The sequence below is a fragment of the Verrucosispora sp. WMMA2044 genome (assembly GCF_027497155.1).
Lineage (GTDB): Bacteria > Actinomycetota > Actinomycetes > Mycobacteriales > Micromonosporaceae > Micromonospora > Micromonospora palythoicola.
Window position 1 is genome coordinate 329,218 of the sequence record NZ_CP114913.1, and the last position, 20,177, is coordinate 349,394.

Sequence of the window (20,177 nt, forward strand, 5' to 3'; positions counted from 1 at the left end):
CGCCGGTTAGAGTGACCGTCGTGACGACGCTGCCTGACCGCCGCCTGCTGCTGGTCCACGCGCATCCCGACGACGAGTCCATCGGCACCGGCTCGACGATGGCCCACTACGCGGCCACGGGTGCCCACGTCACTCTGGTGACCTGCACGCTGGGCGAGGAGGGTGAGATCCACGTACCGGAGCTGGCCGGGCTCGCCGCCGCCGAGGCCGACCAGCTCGGCGGGTACCGGATCGCCGAACTGGCGGCCGCCTGCGCCGAGCTGGGCGTCACCGACCACCGCTTCCTCGGCGGGGCCGGCCGCTACCGCGACTCCGGCATGATGGGCCTGCCGACCAACGAGCATCCCCGGGCCTTCTGGGGGGCCGACCTGGACGAGGCCGCCGGCCAGTTGTTGGAGATCATCCGGGAGATCCGCCCGCAGGTGGTGGTCACGTACGACGACAACGGCTTCTACGGCCATCCCGACCACATCCAGGCGCACCGGGTCACCATGCGGGCCGTGGAGTTGGCCGCCGCCGAGGGGCTCGCGCCGGCGAAGGTCTACTGGACGGCGATGCCGCACAGCGTGCTGGAGGCCGGCATGACGCACTTCGCGGAGGCGTCGGACAACCCGTTCGCCGGCATCGCCGACGCCACCGAGCTGCCGTTCTGCACGCCGGACGCGGAAATCGCCGCCCGCATCGACGCCACCGAACAGCACGCCGCGAAGGAGGCGGCGATGCGCGCCCACGCCACCCAGATTCCGGCCACCTCCTGGCTGTACTCGATCGCCGGCAATTTCGGCGCCGAGTTCATGGGGGTGGAGTACTTCACCCTGGCGCTGGGGGAGAAGGGGGCGGGCAGCGGCCCGTACGGCTGGGAGTCGGACCTGTTCGCCGGGGTGGACGTCGCGGCGTCGGACGGGGTCGGCGAACTGGGTGTCGTCGGCGGTCCCGGCCGTAGACCGGTCACCCCGGCCGGTCACCGGTGACGCTGCCCGCCGCGATGTCGGTCGCACCGCAGGAGCAGCAGCCGCCCCGGCCGATTCGGAGGTGGCGACGTCCGCTGGACATCGGTCTGCGGGTGGCTGGCGGCGGGTTCGCCGTCGTGGCGGCGGCGCTGAGCGCGGTGCTGGAGTTGCTGCTCGCACCGCTGCGGATCGGCGGGCACCTGATCGGCGTCACGGTGGCCGTGGCCGTGGCCGTGAACATCGCGTTGAGCTGGTTGGCCGTCGAGACCGTCGGCCGCCGCTGGGCGGTGGCGCTGCCGGCGCTGCCCTGGGTGGCGATCATGGTGATCGCCGCCGACCGGACCAGCGAGGGTGACGTGCTGCTCGTCGGCAACTGGGTCGGACTCACCCTGGTGGTGGGCGGTGCGATGACCTTCACGGTGATGGCGTTCCGGTCGATCCTCGCGCCGGCTTCGGCGCCCGGACGGTACTGACGTCGCTCAGCGACGGGTGGTAGATATTCCTGCCAGGAGACCCGCCATCCGGGCGGGCGGTACGGCGGGAGGCGTGTGATGGGACAGCGGTGGCGTGCGGTCGGGGTGCTCGCGATCGCACTGTTCGCGGTCAACGTGGTCGCCCGGTTGGTCATCCGGTTCGGCTTCGACGGCGACGACACCGTCGCCGACCGGGTGTCGCTCGGGATGTTCGTGGTGATCGGTCTGCTGCTGGCCGGTGTGGCCTTCGTCTGGGGTGCGCGGCGTCCGTTGGCCCGCTGGGCCGGCGAGGTGGCCGCCGCGATCGGCATCGCGGTCGGGCTGACCGTGCTGGTCGGGCCGCTGCTGGTGGGCGACAACCCGTTCGCCGGTGGCGGCGGTACGTTCTTCGCGCAGATCGGGCTCTATCTGGTGGCGACCACCGTCGGGGCGATGCTGGGCTACCTGCTGCTGGTCACCCTCGGCCGCGACCACCGTTCGCGCAGCCTGCAACGGTACGCCGAGAACACCGCGGCCAAGCCCCGCCGGGTGGTCCGCCGCTGACCGTCGGGGGTCACTGCGGCGCGATCCGGGTCAGATAGGTGTGGTGGGTGGTGAAGCCCAGCTTGCGGTAGAGCGCGACCGCGCCGGCGTTGCTCTGCTCGACCTGGAGGAACGCGTCCGTCGCACCGGTCTCGGCGGCCCAGTCGGCGAGTGCCCGGATCAGCCGGACGGCGAGTCCCTGCCGGCGTGCGGCCGGCAGCACCTCGACCAGGCACAACCCGAGCCAGCGCCCCTGGCCGGTCACGGTGCCACGGCCGACGGCGACGAGCACGCCGTCGAGATACACGTGGGCGAAGCGGACGTGGTCCACGGCGGTGAGCACGTGCCGGGCGGCGTCCGGTAGCCCGCCCTTGCGGCCGGCCGCGACGGCGAGCCAGTCCGCGGACGGCGCGCCGGCCAGCTCGACCACCGGGCCGGCCGCGCCTCCCGCGCCTCCCCGGCGGCCCGTGCCGGTGGTGCCACCCGGGTCGCCGCCGGAGTCGGGGACGCCGGCCGCTGCGGGAATCGCCTCGTCGGACGCGGCCGCGAGGAGGGCGGCGAGTGGCGCGGTCTGCACCAGCACCGGTGGGCGGCTGCCCCAGCCGCGCCGGTCGAGTTCGCCACCGACCGGTGCGGCCAGTGGCAGCGGGGTGTTGACCATGGCGGGGCGGCCGTGGCCGGCGTACCAGCGTTGCACCTCGTCCAGCGCGGCCGGCAGCGGGCGGTCCGGATCTCCCACCGGCAGGGCCGAGTTCGCCCGGCCGGTCCAGCCGTCGGCGGCCCGCAGCAGCCAGTCGCCCAACCGGGCCCGCACGGGCGCCGGCCACGCCTCGTCGGCGGCGAGTTCCAGCTCGATCATGGCGGCGGCGGTCGGCCGTCGGGCGGCCGGAACCCGCTTGGCCCGGTGCACCTCGGCGATCGGCACCCGCAGCCGCCCCTGTCGGGTGGTGAGCGTGAGATGTGTCTCGTTCAGCTCGACCAGCTCACCGAGGGCATCGGCGTAGACCGGACGACCACCGCGTACGCCCACGCGACGCCGCACCACGATCCGGTGTCCCACGTCTTGCTCTCGGAGCACGATCGACCTCCTCCCCGGCGAGATACTAGGCTCTTACCGTCGCGGGTGATCGCGGCGTGTCTTGCGGAGGAGAAGACCGGTGACCTACATCATCGCCGAGCCGTGCGTGGATGTGCTCGACAAGGCATGCATCGAGGAGTGCCCGGTCGACTGCATTTACGAGGGCAACCGGATGCTCTACATCCACCCCGACGAGTGCGTCGACTGTGGTGCCTGTGAGCCTGTCTGCCCGGTGGAGGCGATCTTCTACGAGGACGACGTCCCGGAGCAGTGGAAGGACTACACCGGCGCCAACTACGAGTTCTTCGAGGATCTCGGTTCGCCCGGCGGGGCCTCCAAGGTCGGCAAGGTGGAGAAGGACGCCACCTTCGTCGCCGCCCAGCCGCCCCGCGGTGAGGGCCACTGAACCGGCCCGGCCCCGTCTCGTCGCGGCTGCCCGAGTTCACCTGGGACACCCTGGACGCCGCGGCCACCTTGGCTGCGGCGCACCCGGACGGCCTGATCAACCTCTCCATGGGTACGCCGGTCGATCCGGTGCCGCAGGTGATCCGGCAGGCCCTCGCGGACGCCTCGGACGCGCCCGGCTATCCGCTGACCGCCGGAACCCGGGCGCTGCGGGACGCGATCACGGGTTGGGTGTCGCGGGTCTGTGGCGCGGGCGCCGACGGGCTCGGAGTCCTGCCGACGATCGGCTCGAAGGAGCTGGTGGCCTGGTTGCCCACCCTGCTCGGGGTGGGGCCGGGCGACGTCGTGGTGGTGCCGTCGATCGCCTATCCGACCTATGAGGACGGTGCCCGGTTGGCCGGCGCCACCACTGTACGCGCCGACTCGCTGACCGCCGTCGGTCCGACGTCCCGGGTGCGCCTGGTCTGGGTCAACTCACCGGGCAATCCGACCGGACGGGTGCTGCCCGCCACGCACCTGCGCAAGGTGGTGGACTGGGCGCGTGAGCGCGGTGCGGTGGTGGCCAGCGACGAGTGCTACCTGCCGTTGGGCTGGGACGCCGAGCCGGTGTCGGTGTTGGCACCCGAGGTGTGCGGCGGCTCGTACGACTCCGTGCTGGCGGTGCATTCGCTGTCCAAGCGTTCCAACCTGGCCGGCTACCGGGCCGGTTTCGTGGCCGGCGACCCGGCGCTGGTGGCCGAACTGCTCAAGATCCGTAAGCATGCGGGGATGATCGTGCCGGCGCCGGTGCAGGCGGCCATGGTGGCGGCCCTGCGCGACGAGCGGCACGCCGACGAGCAGCGGGAGCGGTACCGTGCGCGGCGCGAGATGCTGCGGGCGGCGTTCGTGGGCGCGGGCTTCACCGTGGAACACTCCGAGGCGGGGCTCTACCTGTGGCTCACCCGTGGCGAGGACTGCTGGGACACCGTCGACTGGCTGGCCCGACGGGGGATTCTGGTCGCCGCCGGTGTCTTCTACGGTCCGGGCGCGCGGCAGTACGTCCGGGCGGCGCTGACCGAGTCCGACGAGCGGATCGCGGCGGTCGCCGCCCGCCTGGCCTGACCACGGCCGAGGGCTGTCGGAGGCTGGCCCCTGGTCGTCGACAAGCTGCCGAGGTCGTGCCCGGACACCTCCCGGGCACGACCTCGCCTGACCTCGTCGGCTCAGTCCTCGTTGATCCGCTCGAACACCCGCAGCAGGTTGTCCCGGCTGTGCCGCTCCAGCAGCTCGCTGCCGTACAACTCCTGCAGGGCCACCGTCCGGCCACCGTGCAACGTCAGCTCGGCCTTGAGCGGAATCTCCCTGGTCACGTTCACCGACACCAGCTCCTCGTACGGCAGGAACTGGTGTCGGGTGGCCAACGTCGCCACCGGCGTGGATTCGAGCAGGTTCCTCAGTCGCTTCTCGCCGTCGCCGGCCTTGCCCGGGCCGCCGATGAGGATCAGACCACGGTCGAGGATCAGCAGGTCGTGCTGCACTCCGTCGACCTTCATGTTGCCGATGGCGCCGATGACGCCGGCGTTGTCGGCGGTGGCCCGGCTCTGCACCACGGTGGCGGCGGAGGGATCGATGCCCATCTCGGCCAGCCGGACCAGGGCCTCGTCGAGGGTTTCCGCCGACACCGCCAGCTTGGCGATCTCGGCGAGGTCCAACGGCTCACCGTCGGTGCCGACGAACTGGGCCGGACCACCCCAGGACAGCTGCCAGCGGGCCCGCTGGGCGCGGACGGCCGCGTTGTCGAGCAGCATCTCCATCGGTCCGGCGAAGCGGGCCGCTGCCTCCCGCCGGGTGGCGTCGCCGAAGAACTGCTCGGCGAACTCGCCGAGGCGGCCCGCCCGGACCAGGTCGAGCACGGTCGTCAGGCCCGGCTCCGCACTGCCGGTGAACCGGCCGGCCGCCCGGTAGATGCCGTCCGCCTGACGTTGCATCCCGGCGGCGATCGCCGCGTGGGTGAACTCGGGCCAGGGCAGCACCTGACGGTTGCCGAGATCCACGACCAGGCTCTGCAGCCGGCGGCCGGCGTCCAGGACGTCGGTGACCAGCACGTGTGCGGGACGGTCGTCGGCGAAGGCGGCACCGGCCGGCAGCTGTGCCATCGCCTCGATCCGGATGCCGATGGGCGGGTGGGTGTCCCACCGGGACGGCTCGCGGTCCGGTACGTCCTGCTGAAGCTTGCCGATCTGCTCCCGGCGGGCCTCCAGCAGTTGTCCGAAGCCGCCGAACAGGTCGTCCGGGGCGAGGCCGGCCTGCCAGCCCGAGTCCACGTAGCGGTCGGTGAAGAAGTTCCAGGCCGCGTCGAGCGCCGGCAGGCTCCGCAGCGCGGACGTGGCCGCCTCGTGACCGGCGAGTTGGACGGAAGCCCGGTCGGCCTCCAGTTCCTGCCGCCGCGACGCGGCGTTGTCGACCATCAGGTACAGCTTCGCGTACCCCTTGAAGACCAGGCCGATGGGGTTGCGGGGCTTGATCCGCTCGATGGTGCCCTCGATCGCCAGCCGTCCCCGGTAGGCGACGCCGCCGAGCCGGGTGTGCTTGCCGGAGTAGTGACCCAGCTCGTGCGCCAGCACCGAGCGAAGTTGGTCGACCCGCATCGCCTGGAGCAGCGGCAGACCCACGTAGAGGGTGCGTCGCCCGCCGATCAGCCCGAGCAGCCGGCTCTGCTCGCCGACCGCCGCGTTCACCTCGGGCACCAGCCGGATCTCGTCCGGCGCCCGGGTACCGACCGCGTCGGCGAGCTCCCGGACGGTGGCCCACAGCTGCGGCGCCTCCCGCTCGTCGAGCACCAGGCCGGGTGCCGGTTCGTTCTTCGTCCGGATCGCCCGCCAGAGCCCGACCGCCACCGCACCCAGCGCGACGACCAGCGGCAGCAGCAGCTTCCCGGTGACCAGTCCGTTCGTGTGGCCGTACAGCCAGACGCCGAGAGCGGCGACGGCCGCCAACTGAAGCAGCGCGACCACGTAGAACCCGATCAACATGACCACCGAGGCGAGTGCCCGGTACGTCGCGGCCATGGCCGTTCCTCCCCGTTCCGTGCCCGCCTGGCTGCGGGCGGCGCAGGGACCGTACGACGTGGATCTTTGCCGGACAACCCCCTTCCGGTCCGGTTCGGTCGGCTTCACGATCTTGCCGATCCGGATCGGGGAGGGAAGCCAAACGCCTCCCACGTCTCGGTGCGGGCCGGCGCGTTCAGCCGCTCCCGGGACAAGGCGTACGCCGCACGTGCCTGACCGTTGGGCGGGCGTACCGGTCCGACCGTCGACCCGGCCGGCGATATCCTCGGCGCGGACGTAGGGCGTGTCTGCGGACGTCGTGGCGGTTCCGCGCGGATCCGGCAGGCACGCCGCGGGGCCGGCCGGCTCCGTGACGACACGGAACGCCGAGGTACGCGGATGGTGCTCAGGGCTGACGCACGGCTGCGGGTGGCGGTGGTCGGCACCGGCCTGATCGGTGGTTCGGTGCTCCTCCGACTGCACGCCGTCGGCGTCGACGTGACCGGCTGGGATCCGGACGAGCAGACCCGCCGGCAGGCCCGGTTGGCCGGCGTACCGACCGCGGAGCGGCTGGTCGACGCGGTGGCCGGCCGGGACGTGGTGTTTCTCGGCGGACCGCTGCCCACGCTGCCCGCGACCCTGGTCGAGGTTGCCGCCGCCACCGCCGAGGACTGCCTGCTCACCGACGTGGGCAGCACCAAGGCCGAGTTGGCGGCGTTCGCCGCGGAACAGGGGTTGACCAGCCGGTTCATACCCGGGCACCCGATGGCGGGCACCGACCGGGCTGGTCTCGCGGCGGCGCTGCCGGACCTGTTCACCGGCGCCGCCTGGGTGCTCTGCCCGGCACCGGACGGGCTGGCCGCGTTCCGCCGCCTCGTCACCCTGGTCACCGACGTCTTCGCCGCCCGGGTGGTGCCGATGGCGGCGGACCGGCACGACGCCGTGGTGGCGCTCGCCTCGCACGTGCCGCACCTGCTCGCCGGGGCGCTGGCCGGTGCGGCGCACCGGTCGCCGTCGCGCGACGCGGTCCTGGCGCTGGCCGCCGGGAGCTTCCGGGACGGCACCCGGGTCGCCGGCACCCCGGCGCACCGCACCGGCAACATGCTGCGCGGCAACCGCGACCAGGTGCTGGCCGCGTTGACCCAGGTCACCGGGTTCCTCGACGAGTTGGCCGCCGCCCTGCGCTGCGACGACGTCGACGCCCTCACCGCCCGGTACGCCGAGGCCGCTGCCGCCCGCGCCGAGTTGGCCGGCCGCCCGTACGACGAGCAGGTCATGTCGTTCCCGGTGGGCGCGGCGGCGGCCGAGGTGGCCTGGCTGTACGACGTGGGGGCGGCCGGTGGCCACCTGAGCGGATGCCGGGCCGGGGCCGACACCGTCTCCTATGTCGCTCGACGTCCGCGGGTCTGAAGCCCGGCTCATCGAGGGGCGCGGCGACGGGCCCGCCAGTAGGGTGAGGGCATGGTGGACGGACCAGTCGTGACCGTGCGTGGCGAGGCGTACCGTGAGGTCGCGCCGGAACTCGCCCGGTTCACCGTGACCGCGCTGGCCCGGGACCGGGAGCGGGAGCCGACGTTGACCCGGTTGGCCGAGCGGGCGGCGGCGATCCGGGTGCTGCTCGACTCGTACGGCCCGACCATCGACCGACGCGAGACCGGCGAGCTGCGGGTGCGACCCGAGACCCGCCGCTCCGGGGAGCGGGTGGTGGCCTGGCACGGCTCGGTGGTGACCACGGTGACGGTGAGCGACTTCACCAGCCTCGGCGAGTTGATGCTGCGCCTGGCCGACCAGGACCAGGTCGAGGTGGCCGGCCCGTGGTGGTCGCTGCGCCCGGACAGTCCGGCCTACCGACAGGCCCGGCACACCGCGATCAGCGATGCGTTGCAACGGGCCCGCGAGTACGCCGAGGCGCTCGGTGCCCAGGTCACCGACCTGGTCGAGTTGTCCGACGAGGGCGGCACCGCCCAGCCGATGATGGCCCGGATGGCGTTCGATACCGGCGCAGTGGAGTCCGGTGGCCCACCGGAGCTGGAGCTTGACCCGCAGCCGCAGGGCGTGCACGCGGCCGTCCGGGCCCGGTTCACGATCAGCCGGCCGGTCCTGTCCTGATGACCGTCGCGGAGGTGTTGTCGGTCGAGGCGCTGCTGGAGCGGGCCCGAGGGCTGGCCGATGCCGGGCCGCGGCAGCTGCTCGGCATCACCGGCGCACCCGGTGCCGGCAAGTCCACGCTGGCCGCACAGGTGGTCGAGGCGGTCGGCCCGGCCGCCCGGCTGGTGCCGATGGACGGCTTCCACCTCGCTCAGGACGAGTTGCGTCGGCTCGGCCGGGAACTGCGGAAGGGTTCGATCGACACCTTCGACGCCAACGGTTACGTCTCGCTGCTGCGTCGGCTGCGGCGCAAGGAGCCGACGTCGGTCTGGGCGCCGCAGTTCCGCCGGGAGCTGGAGGAGCCGATCGCCGGTGCGATCGAGGTGCCGCCGGAGGTGCGGCTGGTGGTCACCGAGGGCAACTATCTGTTGATTCCGAACTGGCCCTGGGACGAGGTACGCGCCCTGCTGCACGAGGCGTGGTTCCTGGACCTCGACGCCGACCTGCGGCGTCGGCGGCTGGTCGCCCGGCACATGGCCTACGGCCGGTCGGAGCAGGACGCCCGGGCCTGGGCGCTGGGCAGCGACGAGGCCAACGCGGCGCTGGTGGCCGGCACCGCCGACCGCGCCGACCTGGTGGTACGCCTAGCCGAGCCCCCGCCGGGGTGACGGGACCGCACGCCGCAGCAGCCACGCCACCCGGGATCTCTCCCGTTGGAACTCGGCGGCCTCCGGATAGCCACTGTGGCTGCGGATCGGTGGGTCGGCGACCTCGCCGTCGCTCGGATGCAGGGCCTCCGGGTCGGTCACCGCGATGTCCCGTTCCCCGGCGGTGACCGGCCAACCGAGCGGGTCGGTGTCCCGCCAGAAGTTCGTCCACCGGGTGCTGCCGCCGGGGCGGGTCAGCGCCTCGGCCAGCACCGGTAGCCGGTCCGGGCCGAAGTAGGCGGGGAAGATCCGGCCGTAGAGGCGGGTCAGTTGGCAGCCGTAGGAGAAGAACCAGATCCGGTGCCGCCAACGGTTCGGCATCTGGAGGATGACCGCGGTGCAGATCACCGTGCCCTGGCTGTGCCCCGACAGGATGATGCCGTCCACCCGGCGCGGGTCGGGCTCGGCCAGCGCGATCAGACCGGCGGTGCGGGTGAGTAGTTCGGGCACTGCCCGTTCGGCGTAGCTCGGTGGCGCCAGGGGATGTGCGGCGCGCGGCCAGAAGGTTCCCACGTCCCAGATCACGCCGACGGACCGGCGGATGGTGTTCTTGCGATAGACGAGCAGGCCGACGGCGGCCACCGCGACCGGCAGCCAGCCGAGCAGCGCGTCGCCGACGTTCGCGACCGCTTTGGTCACGACGGCCGGTCCGTCCGTCCCGTCGAGGGGGAGAGGGCGGGCGAGAACTGCCGCGCAACCCAGCACGGCTAGGACGGCCATCGCAGCGGCGTACCACCCGGTCAGCCGCAGTGCGTGTTCGCCGACCAGTCGGTGCAGCGCCTGGTGGGTGCTGACGTCCCGGGCGCGACGCAGGTCGTGCGCGGACAGTCGGCCGCCACGGGCGCTCAGTTGGGCGTACTCCCGGCGGCGTAGCTGGTGAAAGAGCACCGCGGCGCGGATGGCGACCAGGGCGAGTATCAGCAGCGCGGCGGCGAAGGTCAGGCCGGCCCAGGTCACCGGGGTTGGCAGGAACACCAGGGATCGGCCACCGGGCGTGTCCCCGTCGTTGAGTCGGTTGGTGAACCAGTAGAGCACCCCGTTGCTGTACGCGAGGCAGAGCAGCCAGCCGGAGCCGGCGATGACGGCGGGTGCCTGACCACGCCAGGCCAGGTCGGTGTGCGGTTCGAGCGGTTGTTTGACAGTGGTGGGGCGGGTCCGGGGTAGCAGCAGGCCGATCCCGGCGAGGGCGAGCAGTGGCAGGGCGAACTGCCACATCATCACCGGGCTCGGTGGTGCGGTGGGTAGCCAACCGTGGCACCAGGCGGCGGCGAGGGCGATCAGGAGCGCGGCGGCGGCCGGAGCGGCGCCGCCGCGTCGGCCGGAGCGGGCGGTCGCGCCGATCGCGATGAGCAGCAGCAGCTGACCGGTGCCCAGCCAGGCGATGATCCGGTCGAAGCCGGGTAGCGATCGATCGGTCCGGCATCCGGGCTGGGTGGGGTCCTGGTCGCAGCCGGCGGGTGGACGTAGTCCGGCAAGTGCGCTGCCCGTGGCGGCGTCGGGTAGCAGCAGCACCGCGAAGGTGCCGGCCACGCCGAGTCCGGTGAGGATGATGACCGCGATGCTCCATCGGCCGAGCGGGCTGGCACCCTCACGCTGGGTCAGGAAGGACCGGCCGATGGCCACCAGCGTGACCGTCAGGACGGTGGTGAAGGCGGCCACGGCTGCCCAGGTGACCACCGCCCGAGCACCCTGCGGCGGGTCGAGCACCGTGATCGTGCCGAGCGGGACCGCCGCCGCCACCACGGTGCCGGTGCACAGGTGCAGCACGGCGGTTCGGCGTAGTTGTCCCTCGCCGCACCAGAACGTCGGATCCTGGAGGGGGTTGGTCGGGGTCCCGGGGGGTGGGTCGGGCAGGGGCGGTGGCTCCGGTGCCGGCTGACCGACCGGCACGTCGGCGTCGGCTGGCGGCGGGGTACGGCGTCCCGCGGGATTCGTGGTGGGGTCGGCCGGCATCACCGCCTCGTACTGGTAGGTGCGCCAGGTGACCAGGCCGAGGACTCCGATCATGGCGAGTGGCACGGTCAGGCCGACGGCCAGGGCCCGGCCGCCCTGCTGCCACCAGGCGTCGGCGAGGAACTCCCACGGGCCGGGGATCCGGCTCAGGCAGACCTCGTCCACGCACTGCCAGCCGATGAGATCGACGCCGACACCGGTCATCGCGAGCACCGGGGTGGCGGTCAGGCTCAGGCAGAAGAGCCTGATCAGCCAGGCCGTCACGCCGGATCGGCTGGCCAGTCGTTCGGTGGCGGGGTCCGCCGGTATCCCCGGCCGGGCGTGCAGCGCCACGTTGGCCAAGGTGAAGGGCAGCAGCAGCGTCCACAGGGCGCGCTCCACGTCGCGGGCCGTCCGCGCGCCGGAGGTCAGCTGCCCCCAGCTGTACGCCTCGACGACGATCGGGTCGAGCGGCGTGGCGGTCGGCAGGCGGTAGAAGCTGGTGACCGGGCCGCCGGCGACGAGCCGTGGCTGGGGCGGCTCGCTCCCGGGTTCGCCCGTCAGGCCCAGGGTCTCGGCGGGCGGGGTGTTGGACACTCCGTGTACGCGTAGTTCGAGGATCCGACCTCCCATGCGAGCCTCCCGGTGACGCACCTGTCACCTACAGTGCCCGATGTGGTGCGGCGGTGCCACTCGTCATGGAGTTGTTTGCGCAGCTAAAAGGCTGATTGTGGTCAGTCGAGCTGGCGTACCGGTCGAGCCGGATTACCGACCGCGACGACGTTGGCGGGCAGATCCCGGGTCACCACGGCGCCCGCGCCGACGACGGTGTTCTCACCGACGGTGACTCCGGCGAGGACTATCGCTCCACCGCCGAGCCAGGCGTTGTCGCCGATGGTGATGGGCCGGGCCGCCTCCCACTTCGCCCGACGCGGTGCTGGCTCCACCGGGTGGGTGGGGGTGAGCAGTTGCACGTTCGGGCCGATCTGCACGTCGGCGCCGATGGTGATCGGCGCGACGTCGAGGAAGACCGCGTGATAGTTGACGAAACTGCGCGGCCCGATCCGGATGTGGTAGCCGTAGTCGCAGTAGAAGGGTGGCCGGATACCAGCCTCCGCGCCGATCTCGCCGAGCAGCTCGTGCAGGGCCGTCCGCCGTGTCTCGTGGTCGTCGACGCCTCCGCCGTTGATCCGCTCCATCAGGCGCAGGGCACGGAGGTGATCGGCGATCAGTTCCGGGTCGTCGGCGAGGTAGGGCTCGCCGGCGAGCATCCGTTCCTTCATGGACGTCATCCGTCCGATCATGCCGGGCGCCGCGGCGACGAGGACTCAACTTCGTCGAATTCTTGACTCCCTTTTGCATACTCGGTATGCAACCCTGATGGATGTCGATGTGTCCTACATCGATGTAGACGCTCCAGAGGAGGATTCAGTTGCGACAAAGGAGCAAACTGTCCGCCACCGGACTCGTGCTGGGTCTGGTGCTCGGCCTACCGGCGGCGGCCACGGCCGCACCGGCGGCGCCGACAGCGGCCCCACCGACCCCCGCGCCGACCGGCCGGCCGGACAACGGCCGCACCTCGGCAACCGTCACTCTGGTCACCGGTGACCAGGTCACGGTCACCGCGACCGGGGCGAGCGTACGCCCGGCCGAGGGCCGCGAAGGCATCCGTTTCCTCACCCAGCGGCAGCGGGACCACCTCTGGGTGCTGCCGCAGGACGCCCTGCCGTTGATCCGCGACGGACGGGTCGACCGCCGGCTCTTCGACGTGGCCGGGTTGATCGCCGCCGGGTACGACGACGCGCACCGCGACGACCTGCCCCTGCTCATGACCTACGGGGCGGCCGCCCGGCGGGCCGGCGCACCCGACGGGGTGACCGTCACCCGCGACCTGACGGCCATCGGTGGCGTCGCGGCCACCGCGGACAAGCAGCGGGTGGGCCAGCTCTGGGCCACGGTCGCCGGTGCCGGTGGCGCCCGGTTCGACGCGGCGGGGGGTGTCGAGCGGATCTGGCTCGACGGCCGACGGCAGCTGACGCTGGAACACAGCGTGCCGCAGATCGGGGCGCCCGCCGCCCACCAGGCCGGCTTCACCGGTCAGGGGGTACGCGTCGCGGTGCTCGACAGTGGGGTCGACGCCGCGCATCCCGACCTCACCGGCCGGGTCGCCGAGTCGAGGAACTTCACCGAGGAGGCGAACCCGGGCGACATCGTCGGGCACGGCACCCACGTCGCCTCGATCATCGCGGGCAGCGGTGCCGCCTCAGAGGGCCGGAACCGGGGTGTGGCACCCGATGCGACCCTGCTCTCCGGCAAGGTCTGCGAGGAGTACGGGTGCACCGAGTCGGCGATCCTGGCCGGCATGCAGTGGGCCGCCACCGAGGCCGAGGCCGACGTGGTCAACCTCAGCCTGGGCGGGACGGACACCCCGGAGGTGGATCCGCTGGAAGAGGCGGTGAACACGCTTACCGAGCAGACGGGCGCCCTCTTCGTGATCTCCGCCGGCAACGCCGGAGGGACCGGCACGGTCGGCTCGCCGGCCAGCGCCGACGCCGCGCTCGCCGTCGGCGCGGTCGACCGTGACGACCAGCTCGCCGATTTCTCCAGCCAGGGCCCCCGGGTCGGTGACGACGCTCTCAAGCCGGACATCACCGCGCCGGGAGTGGACATCGTGGCTGCCCGGGGGCAGGGCACGCAGCTCGGTGAACCGGTCGGCGAGCAGTACGTCTCGCTCTCGGGCACCTCGATGTCCGCACCTCACGTCGCCGGTGCGGCGGCGCTGCTCGCCCAGCAGCACACCGACGCGACGGCCCAGCGGCTCAAGGCCACCCTGATGGCCTCGGCCCGGCCGCATCCCGAGCTGACCGCGTACCAGCAGGGCGCCGGCCGGGTGGATCTGGCGCGAGCCATCACCCAGTCGGTGGTCAGCGAGCCGGCCAGCGTCTCGTTCGGCCGGACGCTGTGGCCGCACGACGACGACGAGCCGATCCAGCGCCAGGTGACCTGGCGCAACACGGGAGCGGCACCGCTCACCCTGGAGCTCGGCATCGAGGCCACCGGCCCGGACGGGGAACCCGCGCCGGCCGGGGTGTTCACGCTCGGCACCCGGCAGGTCCAGGTGCCGGCCGGTGGCACCGCGTCCGCCACGGTCACGGTCGACACCAGCGTCGACAGCCCGGACGGCCACTACACCGGCCGGGTGGTCGCCCGCGCCGGCGACCTGGTGGCGGTCATCCCGCTGGCGGCGCACAAGGAGGTGGAGAGCTACACGTTGACCGTGCGACACCTGAGCCGCGAGGGTGCCGTGCCGGACGACTACGCGACCTTCCTGCTCGGGTTGGACGACTTCACCGACATCTTCGTGGCCGACCCGGACGGTACCGCCGAGGTGCGCGTGCCCAAGGGCCGGTACGGGCTGGTCAGCTTCGTGCTGGACGTGGAGAGCGAGAGCCTGACGTTGATGAGCCGGCCGGAACTGGTGGTGCGGTCGGACGCCGAGATGGTCGTCGACGCGCGTACGGCGGGGCCGGTGCGGATGACCGTGCCGGATCGGTCGGCGACGCCGGCGCTTGTCGCTGTGGACGCGACCTTCCTGCTCGACGAGGGGTCGGCCGGGTTCGGGGCGCTCGCCGACGACTTCGACGGCATCTTCACCGGGCAGGTCGGCGGGCGGACCGCGGCGGACCACTTCTCTGCCGTGTTCAGCAGCCAGTTTGCCGACCTGGAGGCGGCCAGCAGCCCGTACCTCTACGCCCTGGCCGAGATGGTCCCGGGCCGGATGCCCAACGGGTTCACCCGGCACTATCGCGGCAGTGACCTGGCCACCGTCAAGCAGACGTTCCGGGACGGCTACCCGGGCACCCTCGCCGAGCGGATGTCCTTCGCCCTGTTCGAGCCCGACCTGGGTGGCTGGGCGGTCGGGCTGCCTACCACGGTGCCGGGCCAGCGGGTCGAGTACTACAACACCAGGGCGGTGCGCTGGAGCACCGAGCTGTGGTTCGGCACGCGCAGCGATGACGTGCCGTGGCTGGAACCGGTGGCCGTGCTCTTCTCGGAACCGACGGCGTACCGGGCCGGGCGGACCTACCGGGAGGTCTGGAACGGTGCGCCCCACGGACCGTCGTTCCCGGTGCCGCGCTGGCCGGAAGACGGCCTGACCCGGCAGGGTGACCTGATCACTCTGTCCGTGCCGCTGTACAGCGACGCGGCCGGACACCTGGGTAGTTCGCTCACGGACGCCGGACGTACCGCCCTGTACCGCGACGGCAAACTGGTCGGTGAGTCCGAGGAACCCGGCTGGGGCCAGTTCGAGGTGCCTGCCGGGCCCGCCAGGTACCGGCTGGAGATGTCGGCGAAGCGCAGCGTCTCCGACCTGAGCACCGAGGTCGCCACCGCCTGGACCTTCCGGTCCCGGCACGTGCGGGGCGACGACCCGGTCCGGCTGCCCGCCGCCGCGATCCGGTTCGCGCCGCGACTGGACGAGCGGAACGCGGCCCCGGCCGGCCGGGCCTTCGTGATTCCGGTGGCGGTGCAGCGCCAGCCCGGTGCGCCGGCGGCGAAGACGGCGTCGTTGACCGTCGAGGTCTCCTACGACGGCGGCAAGCGCTGGCAGCGCGCCAAGCTGCGCAAGGTCGGCAAGGGCTGGGCGGCCACCGTGCAGCACCCGCGTGGTGCCGGCCACGTGTCGCTGCGGGCCACCGCCCGCGACACCGACGGCAACACCGTCACCCAGCGGATCATCCAGGCGTACCGCCTGCGGTGACCCGCACCGGCGGGGCGGGCCCGATCAGGGCCCGCTCCCGCCGGGGGGTCTCAGTCGTTGGCGTGCAGGGCGGCGTTCAGCTCGATCCCCCGGCCGGTACGGGGACGGGCCTCAAGGGCGCCGGAGACCGAGTTGCGCCAGAACAGCAACCCGTCGACGCCGGACAGCTCGCGTGCCTTGACGACCCGGCCGTCCGGGAGAGTGATCTTCGAGGCGGCGGTGATGTAGCAACCCGCCTCGACGACGCAGTCGTCGCCGAGTGAGATGCCGACACCGGCGTTGGCGCCGACCAGGCTGCGCTCACCGATGCGTACCTTGTCGGTACCGCCACCGGAGAGGGTGCCCATGATGGAGGCACCGCCGCCGATGTCCGAACCGTCACCCACCACCACGCCCTGCACGATGCGCCCCTCGACCATCGAGGCGCCGAGCGTGCCGGCGTTGAAGTTGACGAAGCCCTCGTGCATGACGGTGGTACCGGAGGCGAGGTGTGCGCCGAGGCGGACCCGGTCGGCGTCGGCGATCCGCACCCCGGAGGGCACCACGTAGTCGGTCATCCGGGGGAACTTGTCCACCCCGTACACCCCGAGGTGGCGGCCGGCGGCCCGCTCGATGACCCGCAGCTCGTCCACCCGTTCCGGTGGGCACGGCCCGGCCGAGGTCCAGGCCACGTTGGCCAGCTTGCCGAAGATGCCGTCGAGGTTGATCTCGTTGGGCCGCACCAGGCGGTGGGAGAGCAGGTGCAGCCGCAGGTACGCGTCCGGCGCGTCCTTGATCGGATCGTCGAGCGAGCCGATGACGGTGACCACCTGGACGGTACGCAGACCCGGCAGGGCCCGGTCGCCGATCGCGCCGGGCGGCAGGTCCAGCACGTCGGCCTTGTCCTCGCCGGCGACCAGCGGCAGCTCGCCGAGGCCGAGCTTGCCGGTCGGGTACCAGGTGTCGAGCACCTGGTCCTCGGCGGTGACGGTGGCCAGGCCGATGCCCCACGCGGATTGTGTGGACGTCACTTACTCACCTCTCGTTCCCCTGCGGGCTGGCTGCTGCTCGCGACTGCGGCTCGCCGGCCCACTCCTCGCGCTTCGCCGAAGGGCTCGCGTCTCGCGGTCGCCGGTTGTGACGGTACCGTGCGGACCATGGAGAACCCGCTTACCCCCGAGGTCCTCGCCGATCCGGTGGCGTTGACCCGCGCGCTGGTCGACATCGAGTCCGTGTCCCTCAACGAGAAGGCCATCGCCGACTGCGTGGAGGAGGTTCTGCGGGTGGTCCCGCACCTGACCACCTACCGGCACGGCAACACCGTGATGGCCCGTACCGACCTGGGGCGGGCCTCGCGGGTGGTGCTCGCCGGCCACCTGGACACCGTGCCGCTTAACAACAACTTCCCGTCGACGCTGCGCGGCGACCTGATGTACGGCTGCGGCACCTCGGACATGAAGTCCGGGGTCGCCTACGCGCTGCATCTCGCGACCACCCTGCCCGAGCCCCGCTACGACGTGACGTACTTCTTCTACGAGGCCGAGGAGATCGAGTCGAGGTACAACGGCCTGCACCTGGTCGCGCAGGCGCACCCGGACTGGCTGGAGGCCGACTTCGCGCTGCTGTTGGAGCCGACGTACGGCATCGTCGAGGCCGGCTGCCAGGGCACCATGCGAGCCGTGGTGGTGACCACCGGGGTCCGGGCCCACTCGGCCCGTTCCTGGCACGGGGTCAACGCCGTGCACGGGGCGGGGGAGGTGCTCCGCCGACTGTCGACGTACCAGGCCCGGCGGGTGACCATCGACGGGTGCGAGTACCGGGAGGGCATGAACGCGACCCGCATCCACGGCGGGGTCGCCGGCAACGTGGTGCCGGACCGGTGCGAGATCGAGGTGAACTACCGCTTCGCGCCGGACCGTACGCCGGCCGAGGCCGAGGCGCACCTGCGCGAGGTCTTCGCGGACTACGAGCTGACGGTGACCGACTGCGCGGCCGGTGCGCTGCCGGGCCTGGAGGCCCCGCCGGCGCGGGAGTTCCTGGCGGCGGTGGGTGCCGCACCCATCGGCAAGCTGGGCTGGACCGACGTGGCCCGGTTCGCGGCGATGGGGATCCCGGCGCTCAACTTCGGCCCGGGTGATCCGAACCTGGCCCACCACCCGGACGAGCACGTCGAGATCAGCAAGATCCGCGACGGTGCGGCGACGCTGCACCGCTGGCTCGCCCCGGCCTGACCACCGACGGCGTGGCCGGCGGCGGCGCGACCAGCGGTGGCGTGGCCGGCGGTTCGGTGCGGGGTCAGACGGTGGTCAGGTGGGACTCGGCACCGGGATCGGCCGGCGGCTCGGGTGGCTTGTCGAGCAGCCGGGCGCGGCGGCGCTCGGCCACCACGTCGCGGATGCGCCGCTGCATCTGCCGGCGGATCCGGACCCGTTCGTCGTTGCTGATCACGCTGTCTCCTCCCCCGAAGTCCGCGTGCCGGGGCATACCCGGTATGTGAATAGTAAGACGTACGGGAAAGCGATTTGGTTGCACAAGATCACGAAGTGTTTGCCGGGTTCTCCGGTCCGACTCCACTACGGTTGCTTCCATGACCCAGAGCAACGGGCGCGAACGAGGACAGGAGCGGCATCGCGGCGCCGTCACACTCCGTCGCCAATCGATCACCAGTAGTACTGCGGACCAGCGGTTGCTGGATTCCCGGGCGCGGGCCGACTGGAAGACGAAGGACGCCTGGCGGGCGCTGCGCATCCTCTCCGAGTTCGTGGAGGGCTTCGACACCCTCGCCGACCTCCCGCCCGCGGTCAGCGTCTTCGGCTCGGCGCGCAGCAAGCCGGACAGCCCCGAGTGCCAGCTCGCCGAGGCGTTGGGCGCGGCGCTGGCCCGCGCCGGCTACGCGGTGATCACCGGGGGCGGGCCGGGTGTGATGGAGGCGGCCAACCGGGGGGCCAGCGAGGCCGGCGGCCACTCCGTCGGCCTGGGCATCGAACTGCCCTTCGAGCAGGGCATCAACGAGTGGGTCGACCTGGCCATCGACTTCCGTTACTTCTTCGCCCGCAAGACCATGTTCGTCAAGTACGCCCAGGCGTTCGTGGTGCTGCCCGGCGGGTTCGGCACCATGGACGAACTCTTCGAGGCGCTCACCCTGGTACAGACCGGGAAGGTCACCCGGTTCCCGGTGGTGCTGATGGGCGTGGACTACTGGCAGGGCTTGCTCGACTGGCTGCGTGACACGATGGCGGCCGAAGGCAAGATCGGCCCGGTCGACCTGGAGCTGATCTGCGTCACCGACGACGTCGCCGCGGCGGTGCGGCACATCGTGGAGGCCGAGGCCGCCCTCAACGCCGAGCAGGAGGCCGTACGCGAGGAAGCGGTCGCCCGGGTCGCCGCCGACCAGCAGGCCGCCGCGGGGTCGACCACCACCGGGCCGGTCGCCGACGATGAACCGGGCGCTGTCAACGAGCGGGCCGCTGCCAACGGACGGGCCGCTGCCGGCGGGCAGGCTGCCGCCGACGCGCAGGCCGCTGCCAACGGACGGGCCGCTGCCGGCGGGCAGGCTGCCGCCGACGCGCAGGCCGCGACCGACGACCCTGCGGGGCGCTGACCGGTGGCCGCGATCTGCGTGTTCTGCGCGTCCTCCCGCACGCTCGACAAGCGTTGGCTCGACCTGGCGGCCGACACCGGCGCGGAGATCGCTCGACGCGGGCACACGCTGGTCAGTGGGGGCGGCTGCGTCGGGATGATGGGCGCGTTGGTCAACGGCGCACGCGCTGCGGGAGGCCGCACGGTCGGCGTGATCCCGCAGGCGCTTGTCGACCTGGAGGTCGCCGACCTCGCCTCGGATGAACTGCTGGTCACCGAGTCGATGGCCAGCCGGAAGATCCTGATGATCGAGAAGTCGGACGCGTTCCTCACCCTCCCCGGCGGGCTCGGCACGCTCGACGAACTCTTCGAGGTGTGGACCACCGCGACGCTCGCCCTGCACCACAAGCCGATGGTGCTTGTCGACACCGACGGCTTCTACGACCCGCTGCTGGCCTGGCTGCGCGACCTGACCGACCAGACATTTCTCAAGCCCGCCGGCTTCGATCTGCTCCGGTCGGTCGACACCGTCCCCGCTGCCCTCGACCTCATCGAGTCCCAGCTCACCTGAACCGCTTGGCCGGGCCCTGGCACCCCGTCGACGCGGTCTGTGGGCGGATGATCGGCTCCGGATGCGGCGAACCGGGCCTTCCCGCCGAGCGCAAGCCCCGACTTG

Annotated in this window: 17 protein-coding genes and 1 pseudogene; 12 read left to right on the forward strand and 6 right to left on the reverse strand. The window is 72.3% G+C overall.

All coding sequences use genetic code 11. The features are described from left to right. Positions 1 to 11 precede the first annotated feature (11 nt). The 3 genes from mshB to O3597_RS01560 all read left to right on the forward strand — a co-directional run bounded on the left by mshB (position 12) and on the right by O3597_RS01560 (position 1,966). Positions 12 to 971 carry an N-acetyl-1-D-myo-inositol-2-amino-2-deoxy-alpha-D-glucopyranoside deacetylase gene (gene mshB / locus O3597_RS01550; RefSeq protein WP_281603070.1) on the forward strand — a complete coding sequence of 320 codons (960 nt, stop codon included), beginning with the start codon at positions 12 to 14 and terminating at the stop codon, positions 969 to 971. A 14-nt stretch (positions 972 to 985) separates the two neighbouring features. Further along, positions 986 to 1,423, forward strand: coding sequence for a hypothetical protein (locus O3597_RS01555; RefSeq protein WP_281603071.1), 438 nt, complete (start codon positions 986 to 988; stop codon positions 1,421 to 1,423). Between the two features lie 78 nt (positions 1,424 to 1,501). Beyond that, a complete protein-coding gene (locus O3597_RS01560; protein ID WP_281603072.1) occupies positions 1,502 to 1,966 on the forward strand; it encodes a hypothetical protein in 465 nt (154 codons plus the stop codon). 10 nt (positions 1,967 to 1,976) lie between these two features. Here O3597_RS01560 and O3597_RS01565 read toward each other — a convergent pair whose 3' ends face one another. Then, positions 1,977 to 3,023 carry a GNAT family N-acetyltransferase gene (locus O3597_RS01565; protein ID WP_281603073.1) on the reverse strand — a complete coding sequence of 349 codons (1,047 nt, stop codon included), beginning with the start codon at positions 3,021 to 3,023 and terminating at the stop codon, positions 1,977 to 1,979. A gap of 79 nt (positions 3,024 to 3,102) precedes the next feature. On the opposite strand from O3597_RS01565, the gene fdxA reads away from it, so the two are divergent. Both fdxA and dapC read left to right on the forward strand, forming a co-directional pair. Continuing rightward, positions 3,103 to 3,429 (forward strand): ferredoxin, encoded by a 327-nt coding sequence (gene fdxA, locus O3597_RS01570; protein WP_030490464.1) that lies wholly within the window; start codon positions 3,103 to 3,105, stop codon positions 3,427 to 3,429. Further along, positions 3,426 to 4,529, forward strand: a complete 1,104-nt coding sequence (dapC, locus tag O3597_RS01575; RefSeq protein ID WP_281604444.1) for a succinyldiaminopimelate transaminase — start codon at positions 3,426 to 3,428, stop codon at positions 4,527 to 4,529. Before fdxA ends, dapC begins: the two co-directional genes overlap by 4 nt. 101 nt (positions 4,530 to 4,630) lie before the next feature. Here the strand turns inward: dapC and O3597_RS01580 are convergent, their stop codons facing one another. Then, positions 4,631 to 6,475, reverse strand: a complete 1,845-nt coding sequence (locus O3597_RS01580; RefSeq protein WP_164447762.1) for a M48 family metallopeptidase — start codon at positions 6,473 to 6,475, stop codon at positions 4,631 to 4,633. A gap of 219 nt (positions 6,476 to 6,694) precedes the next feature. Here O3597_RS01580 and O3597_RS01585 point away from each other — a divergent pair, with 219 nt between their 5' ends. From O3597_RS01585 to O3597_RS01595, 3 genes are read left to right on the forward strand one after another with little or no spacing between them, the layout of a single operon-like run. Beyond that, positions 6,695 to 7,864 (forward strand): prephenate dehydrogenase/arogenate dehydrogenase family protein, encoded by a 1,170-nt coding sequence (locus O3597_RS01585; RefSeq protein ID WP_281603074.1) that lies wholly within the window; start codon positions 6,695 to 6,697, stop codon positions 7,862 to 7,864. Between the two features lie 51 nt (positions 7,865 to 7,915). Continuing rightward, positions 7,916 to 8,563, forward strand: coding sequence for an SIMPL domain-containing protein (locus O3597_RS01590; RefSeq protein ID WP_281603075.1), 648 nt, complete (start codon positions 7,916 to 7,918; stop codon positions 8,561 to 8,563). Next, the gene (locus O3597_RS01595; RefSeq protein ID WP_164447759.1) at positions 8,563 to 9,210 is read left to right on the forward strand and encodes a nucleoside/nucleotide kinase family protein; all 648 of its coding nucleotides are present in this window, start codon (positions 8,563 to 8,565) and stop codon (positions 9,208 to 9,210) included. The genes O3597_RS01590 and O3597_RS01595 overlap by 1 nt, the downstream gene beginning before the upstream one ends. Here O3597_RS01595 and O3597_RS01600 read toward each other — a convergent pair. Together O3597_RS01600 and O3597_RS01605 are read right to left on the reverse strand one after the other, a co-directional pair. Next, positions 9,187 to 11,814 carry a hypothetical protein gene (locus O3597_RS01600; protein WP_281603076.1) on the reverse strand — a complete coding sequence of 876 codons (2,628 nt, stop codon included), beginning with the start codon at positions 11,812 to 11,814 and terminating at the stop codon, positions 9,187 to 9,189. The genes O3597_RS01595 and O3597_RS01600 overlap by 24 nt on opposite strands. A 101-nt stretch (positions 11,815 to 11,915) precedes the next feature. Then, positions 11,916 to 12,473 (reverse strand): sugar O-acetyltransferase, encoded by a 558-nt coding sequence (locus O3597_RS01605; protein WP_164447757.1) that lies wholly within the window; start codon positions 12,471 to 12,473, stop codon positions 11,916 to 11,918. 140 nt (positions 12,474 to 12,613) lie between these two features. On the opposite strand from O3597_RS01605, the gene O3597_RS01610 reads away from it, so the two are divergent. After that, positions 12,614 to 15,943: a S8 family serine peptidase gene (locus O3597_RS01610; RefSeq protein ID WP_281603077.1), complete on the forward strand. Its 3,330-nt coding sequence runs from the start codon at positions 12,614 to 12,616 to the stop codon at positions 15,941 to 15,943. 50 nt (positions 15,944 to 15,993) lie between these two features. On the opposite strand, the gene dapD is transcribed toward O3597_RS01610, so the two are convergent. After that, the gene (dapD, locus tag O3597_RS01615; protein WP_164447755.1) at positions 15,994 to 16,953 is read right to left on the reverse strand and encodes a 2,3,4,5-tetrahydropyridine-2,6-dicarboxylate N-succinyltransferase; all 960 of its coding nucleotides are present in this window, start codon (positions 16,951 to 16,953) and stop codon (positions 15,994 to 15,996) included. 126 nt (positions 16,954 to 17,079) lie between these two features. Here dapD and dapE point away from each other — a divergent pair, with 126 nt between their 5' ends. Further along, complete coding sequence (gene dapE / locus O3597_RS01620) at positions 17,080 to 18,153, forward strand: succinyl-diaminopimelate desuccinylase (RefSeq protein WP_281603078.1); 1,074 nt, start codon at positions 17,080 to 17,082, stop codon at positions 18,151 to 18,153. A 64-nt stretch (positions 18,154 to 18,217) separates the two neighbouring features. On the opposite strand, the gene O3597_RS01625 is transcribed toward dapE, so the two are convergent. Further along, positions 18,218 to 18,370 carry a hypothetical protein gene (locus O3597_RS01625; protein ID WP_216592876.1) on the reverse strand — a complete coding sequence of 51 codons (153 nt, stop codon included), beginning with the start codon at positions 18,368 to 18,370 and terminating at the stop codon, positions 18,218 to 18,220. A gap of 139 nt (positions 18,371 to 18,509) precedes the next feature. On the opposite strand from O3597_RS01625, the pseudogene O3597_RS01630 reads away from it, so the two are divergent. Both O3597_RS01630 and O3597_RS01635 read left to right on the forward strand, forming a co-directional pair. Beyond that, positions 18,510 to 19,328: pseudogene (locus O3597_RS01630) on the forward strand (TIGR00730 family Rossman fold protein); the annotation flags it as partial. 198 nt (positions 19,329 to 19,526) lie between these two features. After that, a complete protein-coding gene (locus tag O3597_RS01635) occupies positions 19,527 to 20,072 on the forward strand; it encodes a TIGR00730 family Rossman fold protein (RefSeq protein WP_164447753.1) in 546 nt (181 codons plus the stop codon). Positions 20,073 to 20,177 lie beyond the last annotated feature (105 nt).

What these genes read in the sequence shown, in the direction of transcription:
- O3597_RS01600 (WP_281603076.1), bottom strand. Translation starts at nt 11,814, where the DNA reads ATGGGAGGTCGGATCCTCGAACTACGCGTACACGGAGTGTCCAACACC.
- O3597_RS01555 (WP_281603071.1), top strand. Translation starts at nt 986, where the DNA reads ATGTCGGTCGCACCGCAGGAGCAGCAGCCGCCCCGGCCGATTCGGAGG.
- O3597_RS01580 (WP_164447762.1), bottom strand. Translation starts at nt 6,475, where the DNA reads ATGGCCGCGACGTACCGGGCACTCGCCTCGGTGGTCATGTTGATCGGG.
- O3597_RS01605 (WP_164447757.1), bottom strand. Translation starts at nt 12,473, where the DNA reads ATGACGTCCATGAAGGAACGGATGCTCGCCGGCGAGCCCTACCTCGCC.
- O3597_RS01560 (WP_281603072.1), top strand. Translation starts at nt 1,502, where the DNA reads ATGGGACAGCGGTGGCGTGCGGTCGGGGTGCTCGCGATCGCACTGTTC.
- dapE (WP_281603078.1), top strand. Translation starts at nt 17,080, where the DNA reads ATGGAGAACCCGCTTACCCCCGAGGTCCTCGCCGATCCGGTGGCGTTG.
- O3597_RS01595 (WP_164447759.1), top strand. Translation starts at nt 8,563, where the DNA reads ATGACCGTCGCGGAGGTGTTGTCGGTCGAGGCGCTGCTGGAGCGGGCC.
- O3597_RS01590 (WP_281603075.1), top strand. Translation starts at nt 7,916, where the DNA reads ATGGTGGACGGACCAGTCGTGACCGTGCGTGGCGAGGCGTACCGTGAG.